The sequence below is a fragment of the Arthrobacter silvisoli genome (assembly GCF_003369445.1).
Taxonomy (GTDB): Bacteria; Actinomycetota; Actinomycetes; order Actinomycetales; family Micrococcaceae; genus Arthrobacter; species Arthrobacter silvisoli.
This window is the reverse complement of the sequence record NZ_QRCU01000017.1, coordinates 89748-108388: the sequence shown is the minus strand read 5'-3', so window position 1 is coordinate 108388 and position 18641 is coordinate 89748. Positions and strand designations below refer to the sequence as shown.

20 protein-coding genes are annotated in these 18641 nt (G+C 66.0%); 10 read left to right on the top strand and 10 right to left on the bottom strand.

The features are described from left to right. Positions 1–59: 59 nt before the first annotated feature. Positions 60–728, bottom strand: coding sequence for a hypothetical protein (locus DWV11_RS03955; protein ID WP_136017878.1), 669 nt, complete (start codon positions 726–728; stop codon positions 60–62). Between the two features lie 203 nt (positions 729–931). Continuing rightward, the gene (locus DWV11_RS03950; RefSeq protein WP_115787589.1) at positions 932–1480 is read right to left on the bottom strand and encodes a YceI family protein; all 549 of its coding nucleotides are present in this window, start codon (positions 1478–1480) and stop codon (positions 932–934) included. 199 nt (positions 1481–1679) lie between these two features. Between DWV11_RS03950 and DWV11_RS03945 the strand changes: the two genes are divergently transcribed. Genes DWV11_RS03945 through ccsB form a run of 5 tightly spaced genes read left to right on the top strand, consistent with a single transcriptional unit; the run spans position 1680 to position 6460 of the window. Continuing rightward, positions 1680–2345, top strand: a complete 666-nt coding sequence (locus DWV11_RS03945) for a histidine phosphatase family protein (protein ID WP_115787597.1) — start codon at positions 1680–1682, stop codon at positions 2343–2345. Next, positions 2342–2962, top strand: a complete 621-nt coding sequence (locus tag DWV11_RS03940; RefSeq protein WP_115787588.1) for a TlpA family protein disulfide reductase — start codon at positions 2342–2344, stop codon at positions 2960–2962. The genes DWV11_RS03945 and DWV11_RS03940 overlap by 4 nt, the downstream gene beginning before the upstream one ends. Before the next feature lie 14 nt (positions 2963–2976). Next, entirely contained in the window at positions 2977–3732 is a 756-nt protein-coding gene (locus DWV11_RS03935) for a cytochrome c biogenesis CcdA family protein (protein WP_115787587.1), read from the top strand. Next, a complete protein-coding gene (gene resB, locus DWV11_RS03930) occupies positions 3732–5408 on the top strand; it encodes a cytochrome c biogenesis protein ResB (RefSeq protein WP_115787586.1) in 1677 nt (558 codons plus the stop codon). Before DWV11_RS03935 ends, resB begins: the two co-directional genes overlap by 1 nt. Further along, entirely contained in the window at positions 5408–6460 is a 1053-nt protein-coding gene (gene ccsB / locus DWV11_RS03925; RefSeq protein WP_210725660.1) for a c-type cytochrome biogenesis protein CcsB, read from the top strand. Before resB ends, ccsB begins: the two co-directional genes overlap by 1 nt. 185 nt (positions 6461–6645) lie before the next feature. Here the strand turns inward: ccsB and DWV11_RS03920 are convergent, their stop codons facing one another. Continuing rightward, the gene (locus DWV11_RS03920) at positions 6646–7026 is read right to left on the bottom strand and encodes a PLD nuclease N-terminal domain-containing protein (protein WP_115787585.1); all 381 of its coding nucleotides are present in this window, start codon (positions 7024–7026) and stop codon (positions 6646–6648) included. An 80-nt stretch (positions 7027–7106) separates the two neighbouring features. Here DWV11_RS03920 and DWV11_RS03915 point away from each other — a divergent pair, with 80 nt between their 5' ends. Next, positions 7107–7415, top strand: a complete 309-nt coding sequence (locus DWV11_RS03915) for a DUF4229 domain-containing protein (protein WP_115787584.1) — start codon at positions 7107–7109, stop codon at positions 7413–7415. 85 nt (positions 7416–7500) lie between these two features. On the opposite strand, the gene DWV11_RS03910 is transcribed toward DWV11_RS03915, so the two are convergent. The 5 genes from DWV11_RS03910 to DWV11_RS03890 form a co-directional block, all read right to left on the bottom strand. Next, entirely contained in the window at positions 7501–8379 is an 879-nt protein-coding gene (locus DWV11_RS03910) for a 1,4-dihydroxy-2-naphthoate polyprenyltransferase (RefSeq protein ID WP_115787583.1), read from the bottom strand. A 66-nt stretch (positions 8380–8445) separates the two neighbouring features. Then, positions 8446–9567 carry an AMP-binding protein gene (locus DWV11_RS03905; RefSeq protein ID WP_115787582.1) on the bottom strand — a complete coding sequence of 374 codons (1122 nt, stop codon included), beginning with the start codon at positions 9565–9567 and terminating at the stop codon, positions 8446–8448. Positions 9568–9577: 10 nt separating this feature from the next. After that, positions 9578–10531, bottom strand: a complete 954-nt coding sequence (locus DWV11_RS03900; protein ID WP_115787581.1) for a 1,4-dihydroxy-2-naphthoyl-CoA synthase — start codon at positions 10529–10531, stop codon at positions 9578–9580. Positions 10532–10553: 22 nt separating this feature from the next. Beyond that, complete coding sequence (locus DWV11_RS03895; RefSeq protein WP_115787580.1) at positions 10554–10991, bottom strand: VOC family protein; 438 nt, start codon at positions 10989–10991, stop codon at positions 10554–10556. Between the two features lie 67 nt (positions 10992–11058). Further along, positions 11059–11787 (bottom strand): CPBP family intramembrane glutamic endopeptidase, encoded by a 729-nt coding sequence (locus DWV11_RS03890; RefSeq protein ID WP_115787579.1) that lies wholly within the window; start codon positions 11785–11787, stop codon positions 11059–11061. A gap of 174 nt (positions 11788–11961) precedes the next feature. Here DWV11_RS03890 and DWV11_RS03885 point away from each other — a divergent pair, with 174 nt between their 5' ends. Genes DWV11_RS03885 through DWV11_RS03875 form a run of 3 tightly spaced genes read left to right on the top strand, consistent with a single transcriptional unit; the run spans position 11962 to position 14516 of the window. After that, a complete protein-coding gene (locus DWV11_RS03885; RefSeq protein ID WP_115787578.1) occupies positions 11962–12906 on the top strand; it encodes a metal ABC transporter substrate-binding protein in 945 nt (314 codons plus the stop codon). Then, the gene (locus DWV11_RS03880; protein ID WP_115787577.1) at positions 12903–13637 is read left to right on the top strand and encodes a metal ABC transporter ATP-binding protein; all 735 of its coding nucleotides are present in this window, start codon (positions 12903–12905) and stop codon (positions 13635–13637) included. Before DWV11_RS03885 ends, DWV11_RS03880 begins: the two co-directional genes overlap by 4 nt. A gap of 3 nt (positions 13638–13640) precedes the next feature. Beyond that, entirely contained in the window at positions 13641–14516 is an 876-nt protein-coding gene (locus tag DWV11_RS03875) for a metal ABC transporter permease (protein ID WP_115787576.1), read from the top strand. A 30-nt stretch (positions 14517–14546) separates the two neighbouring features. On the opposite strand, the gene DWV11_RS03870 is transcribed toward DWV11_RS03875, so the two are convergent. Both DWV11_RS03870 and DWV11_RS03865 read right to left on the bottom strand, forming a co-directional pair. Continuing rightward, positions 14547–16292 (bottom strand): hypothetical protein, encoded by a 1746-nt coding sequence (locus tag DWV11_RS03870; protein WP_136017877.1) that lies wholly within the window; start codon positions 16290–16292, stop codon positions 14547–14549. A gap of 32 nt (positions 16293–16324) precedes the next feature. Beyond that, positions 16325–16711 carry a hypothetical protein gene (locus DWV11_RS03865; protein ID WP_115787574.1) on the bottom strand — a complete coding sequence of 129 codons (387 nt, stop codon included), beginning with the start codon at positions 16709–16711 and terminating at the stop codon, positions 16325–16327. A 405-nt stretch (positions 16712–17116) separates the two neighbouring features. Here DWV11_RS03865 and DWV11_RS03860 point away from each other — a divergent pair, with 405 nt between their 5' ends. Next, positions 17117–18580, top strand: a complete 1464-nt coding sequence (locus DWV11_RS03860) for an amino acid permease (protein WP_115787573.1) — start codon at positions 17117–17119, stop codon at positions 18578–18580. Positions 18581–18641 lie beyond the last annotated feature (61 nt).

Below are 18641 nucleotides of genomic sequence, written 5' to 3'. Positions count from 1 at the left end.
CGCGGCGTCCGGCGGACGCCGCGGCCTTCGGGCAGGCACTGTGCCTATCCGGCAGTGGGCTATACGAAATGCTTTTGCGACTCCGGGAGCCACATCAGTACGCCGGCTGCCACCGCGACGGCGGAGCCGATGAAGCCCAGATTCAGCGTGACGAGCTGAACCAACAGTGAAATCACTGCAAGCCCGGCGAGGATGCTCAGTACCAGGCGGGCCCAGCGTGCGCCTTCCTTGAGCCGGATCGCGATGAAAATGTAGAGGGCGGCGAAGATGAGGCTGAAGATGAAGCCCACAATGCCGGCGCCAACGAGCAGCTCACCCAAGTAACCGCGGACGGTGAAGATGTTGATCAGGCTTGCGACAACGCCGAGGGCGGCTGCTCCGATCCAGAGCCAGTAGGACAAAGTCAGCTGCTGCGGAACGCCGGTGGTGTCGCGGAAGCGTTGGGCGATGTTGTTGAAGTCGAGGCCGAAGGTGTTTCGGGCTGGAGCCGCGTAGCCCAATCCGGCGGGCGGAGCGTTGTTCGGTCCCGCGGCGGGCGCGCCGTATCCCGGAGGCGGTGCCTGATATCCGGGTGCCTGGTAACCCGGCGCTTGATATCCGGGGGCCGGTGCCTGGTAGCTGGGTGGTTGCGGTGTGCCCTGCGGGGGCTGGTAGCCGGCGGGCGGAATATCGCCGGAGGACGGGGGCTGTGAGCCTGGTTGCTGAGGAACTTCGTTTGGGTTACTCATGGCATCACTGTAGACCTGAGGTTGAGGGTTTCCTAGGAAATTTTCGGCGAATTCCCTGCCTCCGCGCGGCCTTGTGCTGGATACTCCAGCAGGTGGATCCACGGCATGGATGCCTGCCAGGAGGGCGGCAACAAAAAGCGGCGCTGCCCGGCGGTAGCGGAGATCCGCACACATTCCGGGAAGCGCCGCTTGGGACTTCCGCGTTAGGCGGCAGGGGCGATGAAAGCCAGTTCGAGGTTGATGACAACCTTGTCGCTGACCAGCACGCCGCCGGCTTCCAGCACGGCATTCCAGGTCAGGCCGAAGTCCTTGCGGCTGATGGTGGTCTCGCCCGACAGGCCGGCGCGGGTGTTGCCGAAGGGGTCCACTGCGACGCCGTTGAATTCGGTCTCGATGGCGACCTCCTTGGTGACGCCCTTGATGGTGAGGTCGCCCACCAGGTCGAAGCTGTCGCCATTGGCCTTGATGTGGCGGGAGACGAAATTGATCTCGGGGAACTTCTCGACGTCGAAGAAGTCCTCACCCTTGACGTGGCCGTCACGGTTGACATCGCCGGAGTCGAAGCTGGCGGTCTGGATGGTGGCGTTGACCTTGGAGTCGGCCAGGTGGTCCGCCAGTTCCAGGGTCGCTGCAGCTTCGGTGAACTGGCCGCGGACCTTGCTGATTCCTGCGTGGCGGACGGTGAAGCCGATTTCGCTGTGCGAGTTGTCGAGGGTCCAGGTTCCGGTGGTGACGTTGGCGGGGAGGGTCATGGCGTGCTCCTTGGGATAGGTGTGGGCGGAAATCTCCGGTCGGAGGACAGTTACTTGAACCATCAACCGATCTTGCATCCAGTATAAACATGCAAATGCATCTTTTATTCCATCTCCGGGGAACATTTTTTCCGGAACGCCAGTTCTACGTGGCGTAGAAGATTTCGGATTGCCCATCCTCTTTGAGAAACTGGTAGACATGCCCCACGCAACTGTCCATCTGCTCCGCCATGGCGAGGTACATAACCCCGACGGCGTCCTGTATGGCAGACTGCCCGAATTCCACCTGTCCGAGCGTGGACAGGCGATGGCGCGCGTGCTCGCCGAGCACTTCGAAGCGCGCGCCGCGGCCGGGGCAAAGATCGTCCACCTGGTGGCCTCGCCGCTCACCCGGGCCCAGGAAACCGCCCAGCCGAGCGCGGAGGCCCTGGGCCTCCGAATCCATACGGATCCCCGGATCATTGAGGCGGAGAACCATTTCGAAGGGCTGCACGCGCGGCTCTCGGAGTTCCTGAAGCCGAAGCATTGGTTCCATTTCCGGAACCCGCTGCGCCCATCGTGGGGCGAACCGTACACCGAGCAGGTCGCGCGCATGCGTGCCGCGATCGAGGACGCCCGGCAGCGCGCCGTCGAACTCGGGGGCGACGGTGCCGAAGCGATCCTAGTGAGCCACCAGTTGCCCATCTACGCCACCCGCCGCAGCGCCGAAGGGCGCCGGCTGTGGCACGACCCGCGCAAACGCGAATGCACTTTGACGTCCCTGACGTCCTTGGTGTTCGACGCCGACGGCGCCCTCGTTCGGGTCGACTACGGCGAGCCTGCGGCAGCTTTGCTGCCCGGTGCCGCGAGCACTCCCGGAGCATGACATTGGAAAAGCACAGCAACACTTCCCGCCGACGCTTCCTCGCCACCGGGGGAGCGGCCCTTGCGGCACTGGCCGTGGGCCTGTCCGCCTGCGCCCCGCAGGAAGACAACCTCGCCAAGCAGGCGAACGTCGGCGACAACAAGAACTACATCGCCGGCGACGGCTCCGTCACCGAGTTCGCCAAGGCCGAGCGCTCGGCGCCGGTGCAGATTGACGGGACCTTGTTCGACGGAACAGCGGTGAAGGCCGCAGACCTCCACGGCAAGGTGACGGTGCTGAACTTCTGGTTCGCGGCCTGCGCCCCGTGCAGGGTCGAGGCGCCGATCCTCGAAGGCCTGCACCAGGACTTCAAGGCCAAGGGCGTTCAGTTCTTCGGCGTGAACCTGCGCGATGAGAAGGCCACGGCAGAGGCCTTCGAGAAGACCTTCAACCTGACGTACCCGAGCTTCAACGACAAGAACGGCGCCGTGCTGCTTTCCGTTTCCGGCCTCGTTCCGCCGAACGCAGTGCCCACCACGCTCGTCCTGGACAAGGAAGGCCGGGTTGCTTCCCGCGTCCTGGGTGAAATCGAGAAGGGCACCCTGAAAGCCCTCATCAGCGCCGCGGCAGCGGAGTAGGCGGCCGGACAAACGTGAACAGCCCCTTCGCGGAGACCATCCTCAACGGTTCCCTCCTGCTGGCCATCCCCGTGGCCCTGCTTGCGGGGCTCGTCTCCTTCCTTTCGCCGTGCGTGCTGCCCCTTGTGCCCGGGTACCTGGGCTACGTCACCGGGCTGACCGGCGTCGACCTCCAGAAGCAGCGGCGTGGCCGCATGCTGGCCGGAATCGGGCTGTTCGTACTCGGTTTCTCCTTGATCTTCGTTCTGCTCGGCGGTGCCTTCGGCCAGCTTGGGACACTGCTTTCCGGCCCCCAGAACGCCTGGATCACCCAGTTGCTGGGCGTCCTCGTGATCGTCATGGGCGTGATCTTCATGGGCGGCTTCAGCTGGCTGCAGCGGGACGCGAAGATCCACGCAAAGCCCCCGGCCGGCCTGTGGGGTGCGCCGCTGCTGGGCATCACCTTCGGCCTCGGCTGGGCGCCCTGCATCGGACCGACCTATTCGGCCGTGCAGTTGCTGAGCCTGTCCGGCGGCTCCTCCGCCGCCAAGGGCGCCCTGCTCGCTTTCGTCTACAGCCTGGGCCTGGGCGTCCCGTTCCTGCTGATCGCCCTCGCCGTGCGCAAGGGTGCCGGCGTCATGTCCTTCTTCCGCAAGCACCGCCTGGCGATCCAGCGGGCCGGCGGGGCCATCCTGATCCTCCTGGGGATCCTGATGGCCAGCGGAGTGTGGGGTGCCTGGGTCACCGGGCTGCAGTACTGGTTCCAGACCGATGTGAAGTTGCCAATCTGATGAGCGAGCCCGTGGAAGCGAAGAACAAGACCAAGACCATCGAGGACGCCAAGGCCGGGGCAGCATTGCCCGCGCTCGGCCTCAAAGGCATGCTCCGCTGGGCCTGGACCCAGCTGACCAGCATGCGCACCGCGCTGTTCCTGCTGCTCCTGCTGGCGGTGGCCGCCGTCCCGGGTTCGTTGTTCCCACAGCGCCCCGCCAACCCCGCCGTCGTGACGCAGTACATCAAGGACCACCCGGATTACGGCAAGATCCTGGACGCCGTCCAGCTCTACGACGTCTACTCCTCGGCCTGGTTCTCGGCCATCTACCTCCTGCTGTTCATCTCCTTGATCGGCTGCGTGACGCCGCGCGCCATCGCGCACTACAAAGCAATGCGCTCCCAGCCGCCACGGACCCCCAAAAGGCTGTCCCGCCTCCCCGAGTACGGCACCCTGGTGGTTCCCGCCGACGCCGGGATCCCGGCGTCGCGCGCCATCACCGATGCCGCCGCGCTGCTCAGGAAACGCGGCTACCGGGTGGAAGTCAGGGACGCCGACGGCGAACGGCCGTCCCTCGGTGCCGAACGGGGCTTCCTCAAGGAAGTGGGCAACCTCGTCTTCCACACCTCGCTGATCGGCGTGCTGGTCTCCGTGGCGATCGGCGGGCTGTTCGGCTACAGCGGCCAGCGCATCCTGGTGGAAGGCGACACCTTCGTGAACACCCTGGTGGGCTACGACCAGTTCAGCCCCGGCACCAACTTCCAGAGCAGCTGGCTGCAGCCCTACTCGATCCAACTGGACAAGTTCGACGTGAAGTTCGACCGTGAATCGCCGGCCCATTTCGGCCAGCCCATCGACTTCACCGCACAGGTGACCACCAAGGAAAATCCGGGCGCACCGGCCGAAAAGAAGGTCCTGAAGGTCAACGACCCCGTCACCCTCGGTGGCACCAGCATCTACCTCACCGGCAACGGCTACGCACCGGTCATCACGGTCCGCGACGGCAAAGGCAACGTCGCGCTGCAGGGGCCCGTTGTGGCGAAGCTGCAGGGCGACAACTACTACTCCTCGGTGGTCATCAAGGTTCCCGACGCCAAGCCCGAACAGCTGGGCTTTGCCGGCTTCTTCCTGCCCACCGCGTTCGTCACCGAACAAGGCGTCTCATTCAGCGGCGACCCTGAACTCATCAACCCCCAGCTCAGCCTGAACTCGTACTACGGCGACCTCGGCCTGGACAAGGGCACCCCGCAGAACGTGTTCGAGCTCGACGTCAAGAACCTCACCCAGCTCAACGGCCGCGACCTCCCCGCCAAGGGCATCACCCTGGTGCCCGGCAAGACGTACACCCTGCCGGACGGCAAGGGCAGCATCAGCTTCGATGGCGTGAAGAAGTACGTGGGCGTGGACATCCACCACAACCCGGGCCAGGTGAGTGCGCTGTTCTTCGCGCTGCTCGCCGTCGCCGGCCTGGTGGTCTCCCTCTACCTGAACCGCCGCCGCGTGTGGGTCCGCACGGGAACCCACGACGACGGACGCACCATGGTGGAGTACGGCCTGCTGGCTCGCGGCGAAGACCACCGCCTGGCCGGCGAATCCGCCGCGATCCGTGAACTGTTCCAGCGCGAATGGCAGCTGGCGCCGAGCGCCCCCGAAACCTCCGACACCGTCGCCTCGACAAACACTAAGGACCAGTAATGTTGTTCTCCATCAACGAGACCATGGGCCAATACAGCGAGCTCTTCATGCTGCTGGCCGCAGGCACGTACACGGTGGCGTTTGTCGCCTTCGCCTGGGACCTGGCCAAGAGCAGCAAGACGCTGCGCGCCGTCGACCTGAAGGCGGCGGCCGCCGCCAAGGTGCCGGTCTCCGCGGGCCGGGTGGGCGCGTCCGAAGTCGGCGGACCGGCCGGACATGCTGAACGCCCGACGTCGGGCCCCACCTTTGCGGGCGGCACCGCCGCCGGCGACATGCGCTACGCCGCCGAGCGCCGGGCACCCGCCCGCGTCGCGGTGGCCCTGTCCATCCTCGGCGTCCTGATCCATGCCGCCGGCGTGGTCACCCGTGCCCTCGGCGCAGGCCGCGTGCCCTGGGGCAACATGTACGAGTTCCTCACCACCGGCGCCTTCGTTGCCGTGGCCGTCTTCCTGCTGGCCCTGATCCGACGCGACCTGCGCTTCCTGGGAACCTTCGTGATCGGCCTGGCCGTGATCATGCTGGTGGCGGCGTCCGTGGCTTACTGGACTCCCGTGGGCCACCTGGTGCCCGCGCTGCAGAGCTACTGGCTGGTGATCCACGTATCCATCGCGGTGCTGTCCTCGGCGCTCTTCACGTTGACCTTCGCCATGTCCGCGCTGCAGCTGGTCCAGTCGCACCGGCAGAAGACCCTCGCGGCCGGCGGCACCGACAAGCTCGGCTTCATGCGCCTGGTTCCGGACGCCCTGAGCCTGGAAAACCTGTCCTATCGGATCAACACTGTGGCCTTCGTGGGCTGGACCTTCACCCTGATGTTCGGCGCCATCTGGGCCGAGAAGGCCTGGGGCCGCTTCTGGGGCTGGGACACCAAGGAAGTCTGGACGTTCGTGATCTGGGTGGTCTACGCAGGCTACCTGCACGCCCGTGCCACCCGCGGCTGGACCGGGACCCGTGCCGCCTGGCTGTCGATCGTGGGTTACCTGTGCGTGATCTTCAACTTCACGATCGTGAACCAGTTCTTCAACGGCCTGCACTCGTATTCGGGCCTGAGCTAGGGCTTTTTCGCCTTTGCCGACGGCGCGGCTTGGGTCGGGCGCAAGCGCCCGCCCGTCGCTTAGACACCTCCCGCCGCTTCTTTCGGCCGCGGGCGGCCTTATTCCGCTATGGTCGGCGATGCGCTCCTTGGCGAGCCCCTGACACCCTTTCCGCTGTGGGGCTGCGGCAAGGGCCTCGGCTGCCGTCAGGCATTGTTGCCGTCGTTGCCGTCTGACGTCGATTCGCCCCCGAGCTTGCGTTCCCGCTCCTCGAGTTCCTTCCGGAGCTGCTTCAGCCGCTCTGCTTCGCTTTGGTTGCGTCGCCGGATTTCCAGGTTGCGCAGGAACTCGGGGTCGTCGTCGGGGGCTGTCGGGTGGGCAGGGAAGGCCTGCTGGGCGGCCCGGCCGCCGTAGGGGCGTCCGAAGATGAACCAAAGGATGGCCCCCAGGACCGGGAGCACCACCATCACCACGATCCACGCCGGCTTGGAAATACCCCGGACGTACCGTCCGTCCGTGCGAATCACATCCACGAGTCCGTACACGAAGACCAACAGGACGAGGATGACTGCAATAACGCGGGGCATACATTCAGTCTAGCTACCGTGCAAGGGCCCGTACTGTCGCCGGCGACGGCCGGTGGGCATCCAAACGGTAAACTTGGTCCGTGGCTTTCCTCAAGTACTCCCTGATCCGTCTGGCGCTGTTCGTGCCGTTGTTCGTGCTGTTCCTTCTCCTGCAGACCGGCGCCGTCCTGGCAGTGGTTTTCGCCGGCCTGATCGCCTTCGCGATCAGCTACCTCTTCTTCCAGAAACAGCGCGACGCCGCTACGGCCGCCATGCGTGAACGCTTCTCCGGGCGGGCCAAGCCGTTGCGTTCGGCCGGCGAAGTCGCCGACGCCGACGCCGAGGACCGCCTGGTGGACGAGCACCCGGAAATACGGGTCGAGAACGACCGGCGTCCCAAGGAACTCTGAACTTAGGCAAAAGATCCCCGGCCAACAGCCTGGCTCCGCGGAACGCGGCGGCGAGGAGTCCGTTGGCCGGGGATTTTTTCGTGCCCTAGAAGCCCGTGCTCAGCACCAGGCCGAGCGAGAACAGCAAACTGTAGCCGAGGTTGATCAGGCCGGTCTGTTTGAGCACCGGGATGAGGTTCTTGCGCTTGCCGTTGACCATGAGCCAGGCGGGCGTCAGGCAGGCAGGGACCAGGAGCAGCACAATCAGCATCCAAGGCTTGGTGGGCGCGAGGACCACCACCAGGAGAAGCGCCAGGGCCAGCATGAGCACATAGCTTTCCCGTGCGTGCCGGTCGCCCAGCCGTACCGCCAGGGTCTTCTTGCCGGCAATGGTGTCCGTGGGGATGTCCCGGACGTTGTTGGCCATGAGGAGGGCGCAGGCGATCAGTCCGGTGCCGATGGCGCCGATAACGGCGGGAAGGCTGATCTGACCGGCCTGGGTGTAGGTGGTGCCGAGGGTGGCCACGAGGCCGAAGAAGACGAACACGAACAGGTCGCCGAGGCCCATGTAGCCATAGGGGTTCTTTCCGCCGGTGTAGCCCCAGGCGGAAAGCACGCAGCCCAGGCCCACCAGGATCAGCCACCAGGCCTGGGTGATGACCACCAGGATCAGGCCCACCAGCATGGCGAGGCCGAACGCACCGAAGGCGGCCCACTTCACGTCCCGGGCACGGGCAGCCCCCGATCCCACCAGGCGCAGGGGACCTACGCGGTCTTCGTCGGTTCCGCGGATGCCGTCCGAATAGTCGTTGGCATAGTTGACGCCGATCTGCAGCAGCAGGGCAACCAACGCCGCCAGGATCGCGTTGAACGGGCGGAACGACTGCAGTTCGTAGGCGGCCGCGGTGCCGATCAGCACCGGTGCGATCGCTGCCGGCAGGGTGCGCGGCCGGGCGCCTTGGATCCATTGTGCAGCTGTTGCCACGTGTTGTACCTCGTGTTGTTTCGCGGTGGGGCCGGCCGGGACCGGCGTCGGATGCGGTGAACTTGTCTATTCTGCCTGATGCAGTTTGCTGAGCAGTGCGCCCATGGCGAGCCGGTCCGGTTTCCCGTTAGGCAGCATCAGCAGCGCGGGTGCGGTGATGACGGTCTTCGGCGCCAGTGACCCAAGGGCCGAACGCCCGGCGGCGAGCAGTTCATCCGGGCCGGCTGCCGCCGGCTCACCCACCGCAAGATAGGCGGCCACGGCCTGGCCCCATTCCACGGACGGAACGCCGGCAACGAAGGCCGCGTTGACGCCGTCGAGCCTTTCGAGCTCAGCCTGCACGTGTGCGGCGGAGACCTTCACGCCCCCGGTGATGATAACGTCGTCGGCCCGGCCCAGGACGGTGAGTCTGCCGTCGGGGGAAAGCTCGCCGAGGTCCCCGGTGCGGTACCAGCGGCTGCCGTCTTCCGCGAAGAAATCGCCCGCGTCGGGGGAGTCCAGGTAACCGGCCGCGAGGGTGCTGCCGCCCAGCAGGATCCGGCCGTCACCGTCGATCCGGATGTCGACGCCGTCCAGCGGCTCGCCGTCGTACACGCAGCCGCCGCACGTCTCGGCAGAGCCGTACGTGGTCACCACGTGGAGGCCGGCGTCGCGCGCCGCCTCCAGCAGGCCATCGGGAGCCGGTGCGCCGCCGAGCAGGATCGCGTTGAAGCGCCGGAGCACGGCGAGGGTGTCGGCGGACGGGTCATCGAGGAGCCGCTGAAGTTGGGTGGGGACGAGGGAGGTGAAGCGGATGGTGTCCGTCAGTTCCAAGGCGGCGGCGGTGAAGGCCTCCGGCGTGAACCCGTCGCTGAGGTCCATCGCCCAGGGCCGGGTGCCGGCGAACAAGGAACGGACCAGCACCTGGATGCCCGCCACATACTGCAAAGGCAGGGCCAGCAGCCACTGGCCTTCACCGCGAAGGGCAATGGCGGTAGCCATGGAGGACGCAGCGAGGGCGTCGACTGTGAGCACGGTGGCCTTCGGGGTGCCGGTGGATCCCGAGGTGCGCACCACGACGGCCGCGTCCTCGAAACCTGGGGTCTCCACGGCGATGGCCCGGGCGGTCCCGTCGGGATCCGTGATGATCTCGACGGGGGGTCCCTCGCCCTGCAGGGCAGCAGCGAGGGCTTTCAGGATGTCATCCACAGCCGGGCTCCTAGAAGTAGTAGGGGAAGGCAGACCAGTCCGGATCCCGTTTCTGCAGGAACGCTTCCTTGCCCTCCACGGCCTCGTCCGTCATGTAGGCCAGCCGGGTGGCTTCGCCGGCGAAGACCTGCTGGCCGGCCAGGCCGTCGTCGGCCAGGTTGAAGGCGAACTTGAGCATGCGGATGGCCTGCGGCGACTGACGGGCGATGTCTGCGGCATACTCCAGGGCCACCTCTTCGAGGCGCACGTGGTCCACCGCTTCGTTGACGGCACCCATGCGGACCATGTCCTCGGCGGAATATTCGCGGGCCAGGAAGAAGATTTCGCGGGCTGCCTTCTGGCCGATCTGGCGGGCCAGCAGGGCGGAGCCGTAGCCTGCGTCGAAGCTGCCCACGGTGGCGTCCGTCTGCTTGAACTTGCCGTGCTCGCGGGAGGCGATGGTGAGGTCGCTGACGACGTGCAGCGAGTGCCCGCCGCCTGCCGCCCAGCCGTTGACGACGGCGATGACCACCTTGGGCATGGTGCGCATGAGCCGCTGGACTTCCAGGATGTGCAGCCGCCCGGCCCGGGCGGGGTCGATGGTTTCAGCTGTCTCGCCGGAGGCGTACTTGTAGCCTTCACGGCCGCGGATCCGCTGGTCGCCACCGGAGCAGAAGGAGTGCCCGCCGTCCTTGGCGGAGGGGCCGTTGCCCGTGAGCAGCACGGTGGCCACATCCGGGGTCATCCGGGCGTGGTCCATGGCACGGTAGAGCTCGTCCACCGTGCCGGGCCGGAAGGCGTTGCGCACTTCCGGGCGGTTGAAGGCAATACGGACGGTGGGCAGGTCCCGGATGACGGTGCCGGCTTCGTCGCGTTCCACCTGCCGGTGGTAGGTCATGTCCTGGAAGTCGTCGAATCCGGAAACCGTGCGCCAGCGCGCGGGGTCGAAGACGTCGGATACCTTGGCAGGGAAGTCGTTGCTCACCCTGACGAGTTTAGTTACCGGCTCAGCTGATGCAGAACTCGTTGCCCTCCGGGTCCGCCATGGTGTGCCATTCGTGCGGACCCTGGGTGGCTGTCCACAGGTGCCGTGCCCCGCGCGCCTCCAACTCGGCCCGGACTTCGTCCTTGTCGCGGCCGTCCAGGCGGACGTCCCAGTGCACCCGGTTCTTGACTGTCTTTTCCTCCGGGACGGCCTGGAACAGGAACCGTTTGCCCATGGCTTTGTCCTGGTCTTCCGACGGAATAATGGCTGCACCCGTTTTCCATACGAGCTTGCCTTTAAGGATGGAGGTCTCATCCTCCGTGGCGAACCCTTGCCCGACCATCGAGCGGATGAACGCCTCATCCTGGGACTCGACAACCCAGTCGAGCGTCTCGGCCCACCAGTCGGCGAGCATATGGGGATCCTTGCAGTCGACTACGACCTGGAAGTTCAGTGCCATGCCATGAAACTACGACGACGGCGGGCACCGGGATAGTGCCACGCGGACAGTTTCCGTCCGGGTTGCCTCAGGCACCGAAGAACTGTGGCGGGAGCGCGTAGATCAGCAGCACCGCCAGGAGGTTCTTGCCGGCATGGACGAGGAAGGAGAACATGAGGTTCTTCCCCGTCCAGACGTACACCGCGACCAGGACGGCACCCATTCCCAGATAAGGAACCATGGCCTGGACCGAAAGGCCTTCCTCGCCGATGACGTGGATGCCCGCGAACAGCACCGCGGAGAGGGCGCAGCAGATCCAGATGTTGACCCGGCCGGACAGCTTGCCGATCAGCAGGTGCCGGAAGATGTACTCCTCCACGAAGGGCCCCACGAGCACCAGCAACGGCACGATCAGCCAGGCCGGGACCCCTTGGATAAGTGACTGGATACCCAGCTGGTTCTCCGAAGCGCGTGCCTGTCCCGTTGCCGTGACCACAATGGCCGTGACGACCAGCATGGCGACAACGGACAAGGGCACCATGGCCATCGTGAACCAGGGCCGGGTGGCGAGGATCCGCAGGTCGCGGGCGACCACCCCATGGGCGGCGAGGAGCGCAAATATGCCCACCGAGGCATAGAAAGCGAGGTTGACCGCATAGGAAGCTGCCGCCTGCGTGGCCAGGAGGCTCTGCAGCAAGGGGGCCAGCAGGGCGCCGGCAAAGGCGGCGAAAAGCATCAGTCCGAGATAGAGTCCGGCCGCCACAGCGTCGAGGCCGTTGAAGGCGTACAGCCTTCCCGGCGGTGGAATCTTGCCCATACGACCAGCGTAGTCCCCGCCGCCTCCCTAGCCTCCGCTGCGCTGCGGCCAGGGGACCCTGGCAGCGTGGGCCCACCCGCTGCCTCCCTAGCCTCCGCTGCGCTGCGGCCAGGGGACCCTGGCAGACAAGGTGCCAACTGGCGGCGCGTGCTGGCCCCCGGTATGATTTTCGGTATGCCTAAATCTCTGTTTCGGTACACCAAAGCTGCTGTCCGGAATGTGTCCCTTGTACTCACCGCCGCCCTCGCGCTCGGCCTGACTGCCTGCGGGGGGTCGGCCAGCGTCGGAAACGAGGACCGGCCCGTTGTCCTGACCACCTTCACCGTCCTGGCCGATGTTGCCAAGAACGTGGCCGGCGACAAACTGCGCGTCGAATCCATTACGAAGGTGGGCGCCGAAATCCACGGTTACGAGCCCACCCCGGGAGACGTCCGCAAGGCGGCCCAGGCCGACCTGATCCTGGACAACGGGCTGAACCTCGAAGTCTGGTTCCAGCAGTTCGTCGAAGGGCTGGACGTGCCGCACGCAGTGGTGAGCGAAGGCGTGCAGCCGATGCCGATCGCCGAGGACAGCTACAAAGGCAAGCCGAACCCGCACGCGTGGATGTCGCCGTCGAACGTTCAGATCTATGCCGACAACATGGCCAAGGCATTCGCGAAACTCGACCCGTCCAACGCCGCCGCCTTCGAGGCCAACGCCAGCAGCTACAAGGCCAAGCTCCAGGCGGTCAAGGACTACCTGGCCACGGAACTGAAGTCACTGCCCGCCCAGCAGCGCGCCCTGGTCAGCTGCGAAGGGGCATTCTCCTACCTGACGCGCGACGTCGGACTCAAGGAGGTCTACATCTGGGCTGTCAACGCCGAGCAGCAGGCCACGCCGCAGCAGATCGCCCGAGCCATCGAATACGTCAAGGAGCACAAGGTTCCCGCCGTCTTCTGCGAGTCCACGGTTTCCAAGGCGCCCATGATGCAGGTGGTCGAGGCGAGCGGGGCGAAGTTCGGCGGCGTGCTCTACGTGGACTCCCTTTCCGAAGCGGACGGCCCCGTGCCGACGTATCTGGACCTGATCCGGCATGACGCCCGGACCATCGCCGGCGGCCTGACGGGGAAGACGCCATGAGCACCCCGGCAATCCTCGTGGACAAGGTCACGGTGCATTACGGCGACGTGCTCGCCTTGGACAGCGCCTCGCTGAGCCTGGAACCGGCCAGGATCTGCGGGCTCGTGGGGATGAACGGTTCCGGCAAATCCACCCTTTTCAAAGCCATCATGGGCATGGTCAAGCCGGACTCAGGCCAGGTCCTCGTCAACGGCCAGCCCCCCGTGAAGATGCGCAAGGAAGCCGGCATCGGTTACGTCCCGCAAAGCGAGGACGTGGACTGGGCGTTCCCGCTGTCCGTGCGCGACGTGGTGATGATGGGCCGGTACGGGCACCTCGGCTTCACCCGCCGGCCACGGAAGGCGGACCGCGACGCCGTCGATCACGCGCTGGAGCGGGTGGAACTGAGCGACTACGCCGACCGGCAGATCGGCCAGCTTTCCGGCGGCCAGAAGAAGCGGGCGTTCGTTGCGCGCGGCATCGCCCAAGGCGCCACGATGATGCTGCTCGACGAGCCCTTCGCCGGCGTGGATAAGCGCTCCGAAGCGACCATCACCCGGCTCCTGCGGGAACTCGCCGCTGACGGCGCGACCATCCTGGTTTCCACACACGACCTGCACGCACTGCCGCAGCTCTGCGACGAGGCCGCGCTGCTCATGCGGAAGGTGCTTATGCACGGTTCCCCGGACGTGGTGCTGCAGCCGGAAAACCTCGCCATGGCCTTCGGCCTCGACGTCATGAACAGGGGCTAGGCGATGGACCTGCTCACTATCCTGCTGGAACCGCTCAGCTACGACTTCATGGTCCGCGCGCTGCTCACGACGGCGATTGCCGCCGTCGTCTGCGCCGTCCTGAGTTGCTGGCTGGTGCTGATTGGCTGGTCGCTCATGGGTGACGCCGTGTCGCACGCGGTGCTGCCCGGCGTCGTGCTCGCCTATATCGTCGGGGCGCCGTTCGCGCTCGGTGCGCTGGTGTTCGCGCTGTTGGCCGTGACGCTGATCGGCGTGGTGCGCAACACCAGCCGCGTCAAGGAGGACGCCGCGATCGGGATCGTCTTCACGTCGCTCTTCGCCCTTGGCCTGGTGCTGATTTCCGTGACGCCCAGCCAGACGGACCTGAACCACATCATCTTCGGCAACCTGCTGGGGGTCAGCGCCGCGGACCTGGTGCAGGTGGTGATCCTCGGAGTGGTGGCCTTCGCCATCCTGGTGCTCAAACGGCGGGACCTGACCCTGTACGCTTTCGACCCGACCCATGCCCATGCGATCGGGCTGTCTCCGCGGCGCCTGGGTGCCTTGCTCCTGGGCCTGCTTGCGCTGACTTCGGTGGTGGCGCTGCAAACGGTGGGCGTGGTGCTGGTGGTGGCCATGCTCATCATCCCGGGGGCCACGGCCTACCTGCTGACCGACCGCTTCTCCCGGATGCTGGTGATCGCCCCGGTCATCTCCGCAGCCTGCTCGGTGGCCGGGATCTACATCAGCTACTACCTGGACACGGCCTCCGGGGCCATGGTGGTGCTCGCCCAGGGCACCGTGTTTGCCGTCGTCTACCTCTTCAGCCCGCGGCAGGGACTGATCGGTACACGGCTGGCGAAGGCGCGCAGGAAGCGGGCGGTGGCGCTGGCGCGCTGAACCCGCCAGCGGATCACTGCAGAGCCACGGTCAGCGGAACAGGTCCCAGTAAGTGCCCATGATGATGCGGTCGCCCGGGACGGACTTCCGCATGTAGTCCAGCACCGCCCAGTCGTCCAGGGAGATGCAGCCGGCCGTGGGCACTTTGTTCATGTGCAGGAAAATCGCGAAGCCGGCGTCCTGGACGATGTTCGGGCGGTTGTAGTTGATGACCACGCCCTGCCGGTAGTCATGGGTGGAACGCGTGGCGAGGTACCACATGTTCTCGTCCCAGCCCACCCACGATGAGGACTCAAAGTACTTGTTGTACGTGGGGGTCCAGGGATTGCCGCCCCAGCGCGAACGCGGGTTCAGCGTCCGGTAGGCCAGCTTGGTTCCCGGGTTTCCCAGGCCGAACGCCTCGGTGACGCTGAAGGAGCCTGTCGGCGAGAAGAGGTAACGCGTGGGCCCGGACGGGACTCCCGGGGGCTTGAATCCCGAAGCGCCCACGTAACTGTCCGTCTTCCAGTCAGGGACGTAGGTTCCGGCCAGGCTCTTGCAGTAGATGCTCGTCGACCGGGACACCTTGTAATCGCGGGCGACGGTCAAGAGCACGCGGTTGGCGCCGTAGGTGGGGTATTTGGACTTCCCGTTGTTCAGTTTCTGGCATTCGGTTCCCTTGGAATAGATCCGGGTCCCCGCGTGCCCCTCCCAGCCGATGAAACCGCCCTGGAAGTTCTGGATGCACTTGCCTCCGGCGCATTTCTCGTTCGAGAGCGGGTAGAGGAGGGGGCCGCGGTTGGCGCCGGTTGCAGCGTACTGGCCGCCGATGGCACCCCGGACCACCCAGACCCCGCTGCCCGGCGACCAATAGATGTTCCCGCCTTGGAAGCGCTGGAGGCAGCCGCTGGCTGGCTGGCCGCAGATTTCGCTGGTCACGGGGTAGCCCATCACGCTGTCCTGTGCGCCCACCGACTTCCATCTGGTCTGGATGGCGCCGCGGACAAAGCGGGCTCCGGTGGCGGGGGACCAGTAGATGGTTCCCCTTGCGAAAGCCTGGAGGCATCCGCCGTTCCGGAGACCACAGCTTTCGTTCGAAAGGGGCATGCCGAGACCCGCGCTCGATCCCAGGGCGGACCAGAAGCCGCCGATTGCCCCGCGGGACCAGATGCGGAAGACCGTGCTGCCGTTCCACGCCAGGACGATTCCACCCGAGAACTTCTGGATGCTGCCTCCGGCCACCGTGGTTTCGTCGCCCACCGGGTAGCCGAATCCGGCCAGGCCGCCGCCCGAGAAGAACGCCGGCCCGGTGTGGCCCGCCTTCGAAAGGACCGCGTGCGCACCGTCCGCGCTGGTCCAATAGATCAAGCCGCCTTCAAACTTCTGCTGGCAGAGGCCGTCGGCGCAGTATTCCTTGGAGCTCGGGGCGCCAAGGACGCCTTCGGCTCCGCCCAGTCCGAGCCATTTTTCGCCGATCGCTCCGCTCGCTGTGAAGCCCGGTTCGGCCGGCTCCGACAGGGTGGACGGTTCCGCTGGCTCCGACGACGGCGGGTCCCCGACCGTCGCGGGCGGATCGATGGTGGTGGAAGGACCGGGCTCCGGCGCTTCCGAGCCGGTTCCCGGCGCGCTTGGGCTGGGCTCGCCGCTGGGAAGCACTTCGCTGCTGGGTGACGGCCCAGGGCCCGGGCCGGGGGTCTCCTCGGCGGCAGCCGGAGTTGCCGCCAAGGGAACCGCTGCAAGGCCCAGTAGGAGGGTGGCTGTCATGAGCGAGAACTTCGCGTGGAGTCCGGTCTTCACTGTGTTCCCCCGTTTCACTGTGGTGCCCTGTTTCACTGCGCATCTTCGGCCGAGACAACCGGTTCACAGATGCCGGCCCGGCCGGTGGTGTGCGCGAAATCCTTGGCCGAGACATCGGCTGACTTTCCCGGCTGGACTGTTTCCGTGATCAAGGCGTGGCCTTGGATGGCTGCGCCGATGGTCACGGCAATTGCCACGGTGTAGGTTTTCGCGGATCCCGTGGTGTTGACGAGGGTTCCCTTGAAGGTCCAGGACCCGTCGCTTGCCGCCGTGCAGCTGTGGTTCCGCAGCGCATCGATCGCGTTGAAAGAGGTGGAGACGTCACCGGGGGCTGACGACGGCGGCGGTGCGGCGGTCTGGTCCGTTGCGGCAGGGTTTGGCGTGCCGGAGGTTCCCGCAACGGATCCCGACGACGGCACCGGGCTTGTGCTTTGACTACCGGGCGGTGCGCCCCCGCTGGAACATCCGGCAAGGGCAAGCAGGAATGCGGCGGGCAGCAGCAGCCTTCTGTTTCGCAAGTTTCCCCCCAGATCCAATGCGAAGGCCAGGTGCGACGTCGACCGTCCACCTGCAGGGTTTGTCTGTCGAGCTAGACACAGGCTAGCCCCAAAAGACCCGGGCAGGAAGGAGTTCCGGGGGCGGTACCGGAGGCCGGGTGTAGGCCGGGTCACGAGTGGTGCGTTTCACACTGTAAGATGGGGTTGCTGGATTCGCCCTTCGATGATTCGCTCTGTAACCCGCAGAAGTGAACAGGATTCCGGCCCATGAGCCGAATCACGTGCAGTAAAGGGCGCTGGTACCTCCCCAACCCACAAGGAACAACTGTGACGCAAAGTACCCCCACAGACCTTAAGAACCCCACCGGCCAGGCAACCGCCGTCGATCCGTCCCTCAGCGCCGAGGGCTACAGCAAGACCCTGAGCCGCCGCCACGTCACCATGATCGCGATGGGCGGCGCCATCGGCGTCGGCCTCTTCATGGGTGCCGGCGGGCGCCTGGCCTCCACCGGCCCGGCCCTGATCTTCTCCTACGCCATCGCCGGCGTCATCGCCTACCTGCTCATGCGGGCCCTCGGCGAACTCATCATGTACCGCCAGACCTCCGGGTCCTTCGTCAGCTACGCCGGCGAACTCTTCGGCAAGAAGGGCGCCTACCTGTCCGGCTGGATGTACTTCATCAACTGGGCCATGACGGGCATCGCCGAACTGATCGCGATCGGCCTGTACTTCCAGTTCTTCTTCCCGAACGTTCCCGTGGAACTGTCTGCCATCGCCGCGCTGGTGCTGCTGGTGGCCGTGAACCTGTTCAGCGTGAAGGCTTTCGGCGAGTTCGAATTCTGGGCGTCCTGCCTGAAGGTCGCCGCGATCGTGATTTTCCTGGCCGTGGGCACCTTCATGGTGGTCACCAACGCCCAAGTGGGCGCAGGGCACGCCTCGGTGGGCAACCTCTTCCACGCCGACGGCGGCATGTTCCCCAAGGGCGGGCTGGTGATGATCCTGGTCCTGAACGCCGTGATCTTCGCTTACAACGCCATCGAGCTGGTGGGCATCACCGCGGGTGAAATGGAAAACCCGGCCCGCGAAGTGCCCAAGGCGATCCGCGCCGTCGTGGTCCGCATCGTCATCTTCTACGTCGGTTCGGTGACCCTGCTCGCCATGCTGCTGCCGTCTGACCAGTACAAGGCCGGCACCTCCCCGTTCGTCACCGTCTTCGGCCAGATGGGCCTGGGCTGGATGGGCGACGTCATGAACATGATCGTCATCACCGCCGCCTTGTCCTCGTGCAACTCCGGCCTGTACTCGATCGGCCGCATCTTCCGCACCATGGCCAACAACGGCCACGCCCCGCAGTGGCTCACCAGGATGTCCACCCGCCACGTCCCGTACGCAGCCATCCTGGCGATCGGCGCCGTCTACCTCGTGGGCATCCTGCTGAACATCTGGCTGGGCGGTTCCCACGCCTTCGACCTGGCACTGAACACCGCCTCCATTGGCGTGATCTTCACGTGGGGCTCCATCTTCGCCAGCCAGATCATGCTGCGGAAGAAGAAAGGCCAGGTCTCCAGCCTCCCCATGCCCGGTTCGCCGTGGACCAGTTGGGCCGGCCTCGTGGCGCTGCTGGCCATCACCGTGCTGATCGGCATGGACACGATGACGGACAAAGCCACAGGTGAGGTCTTCTACCTCGGTGCCTGGACCCTGGGTACCGTCCCGTTCTTCGCCGTCGTGCTCTGGCTCGGCTGGCAGAAGGTCAAGAACAACGAGCCCAAGAGCGAACTGTTCAGCTAACTCCACACGCCCGGCGGCGGGTGCCTCCCTTTGCGGGGGCGCCCGCCGTTCGCGTTCATGC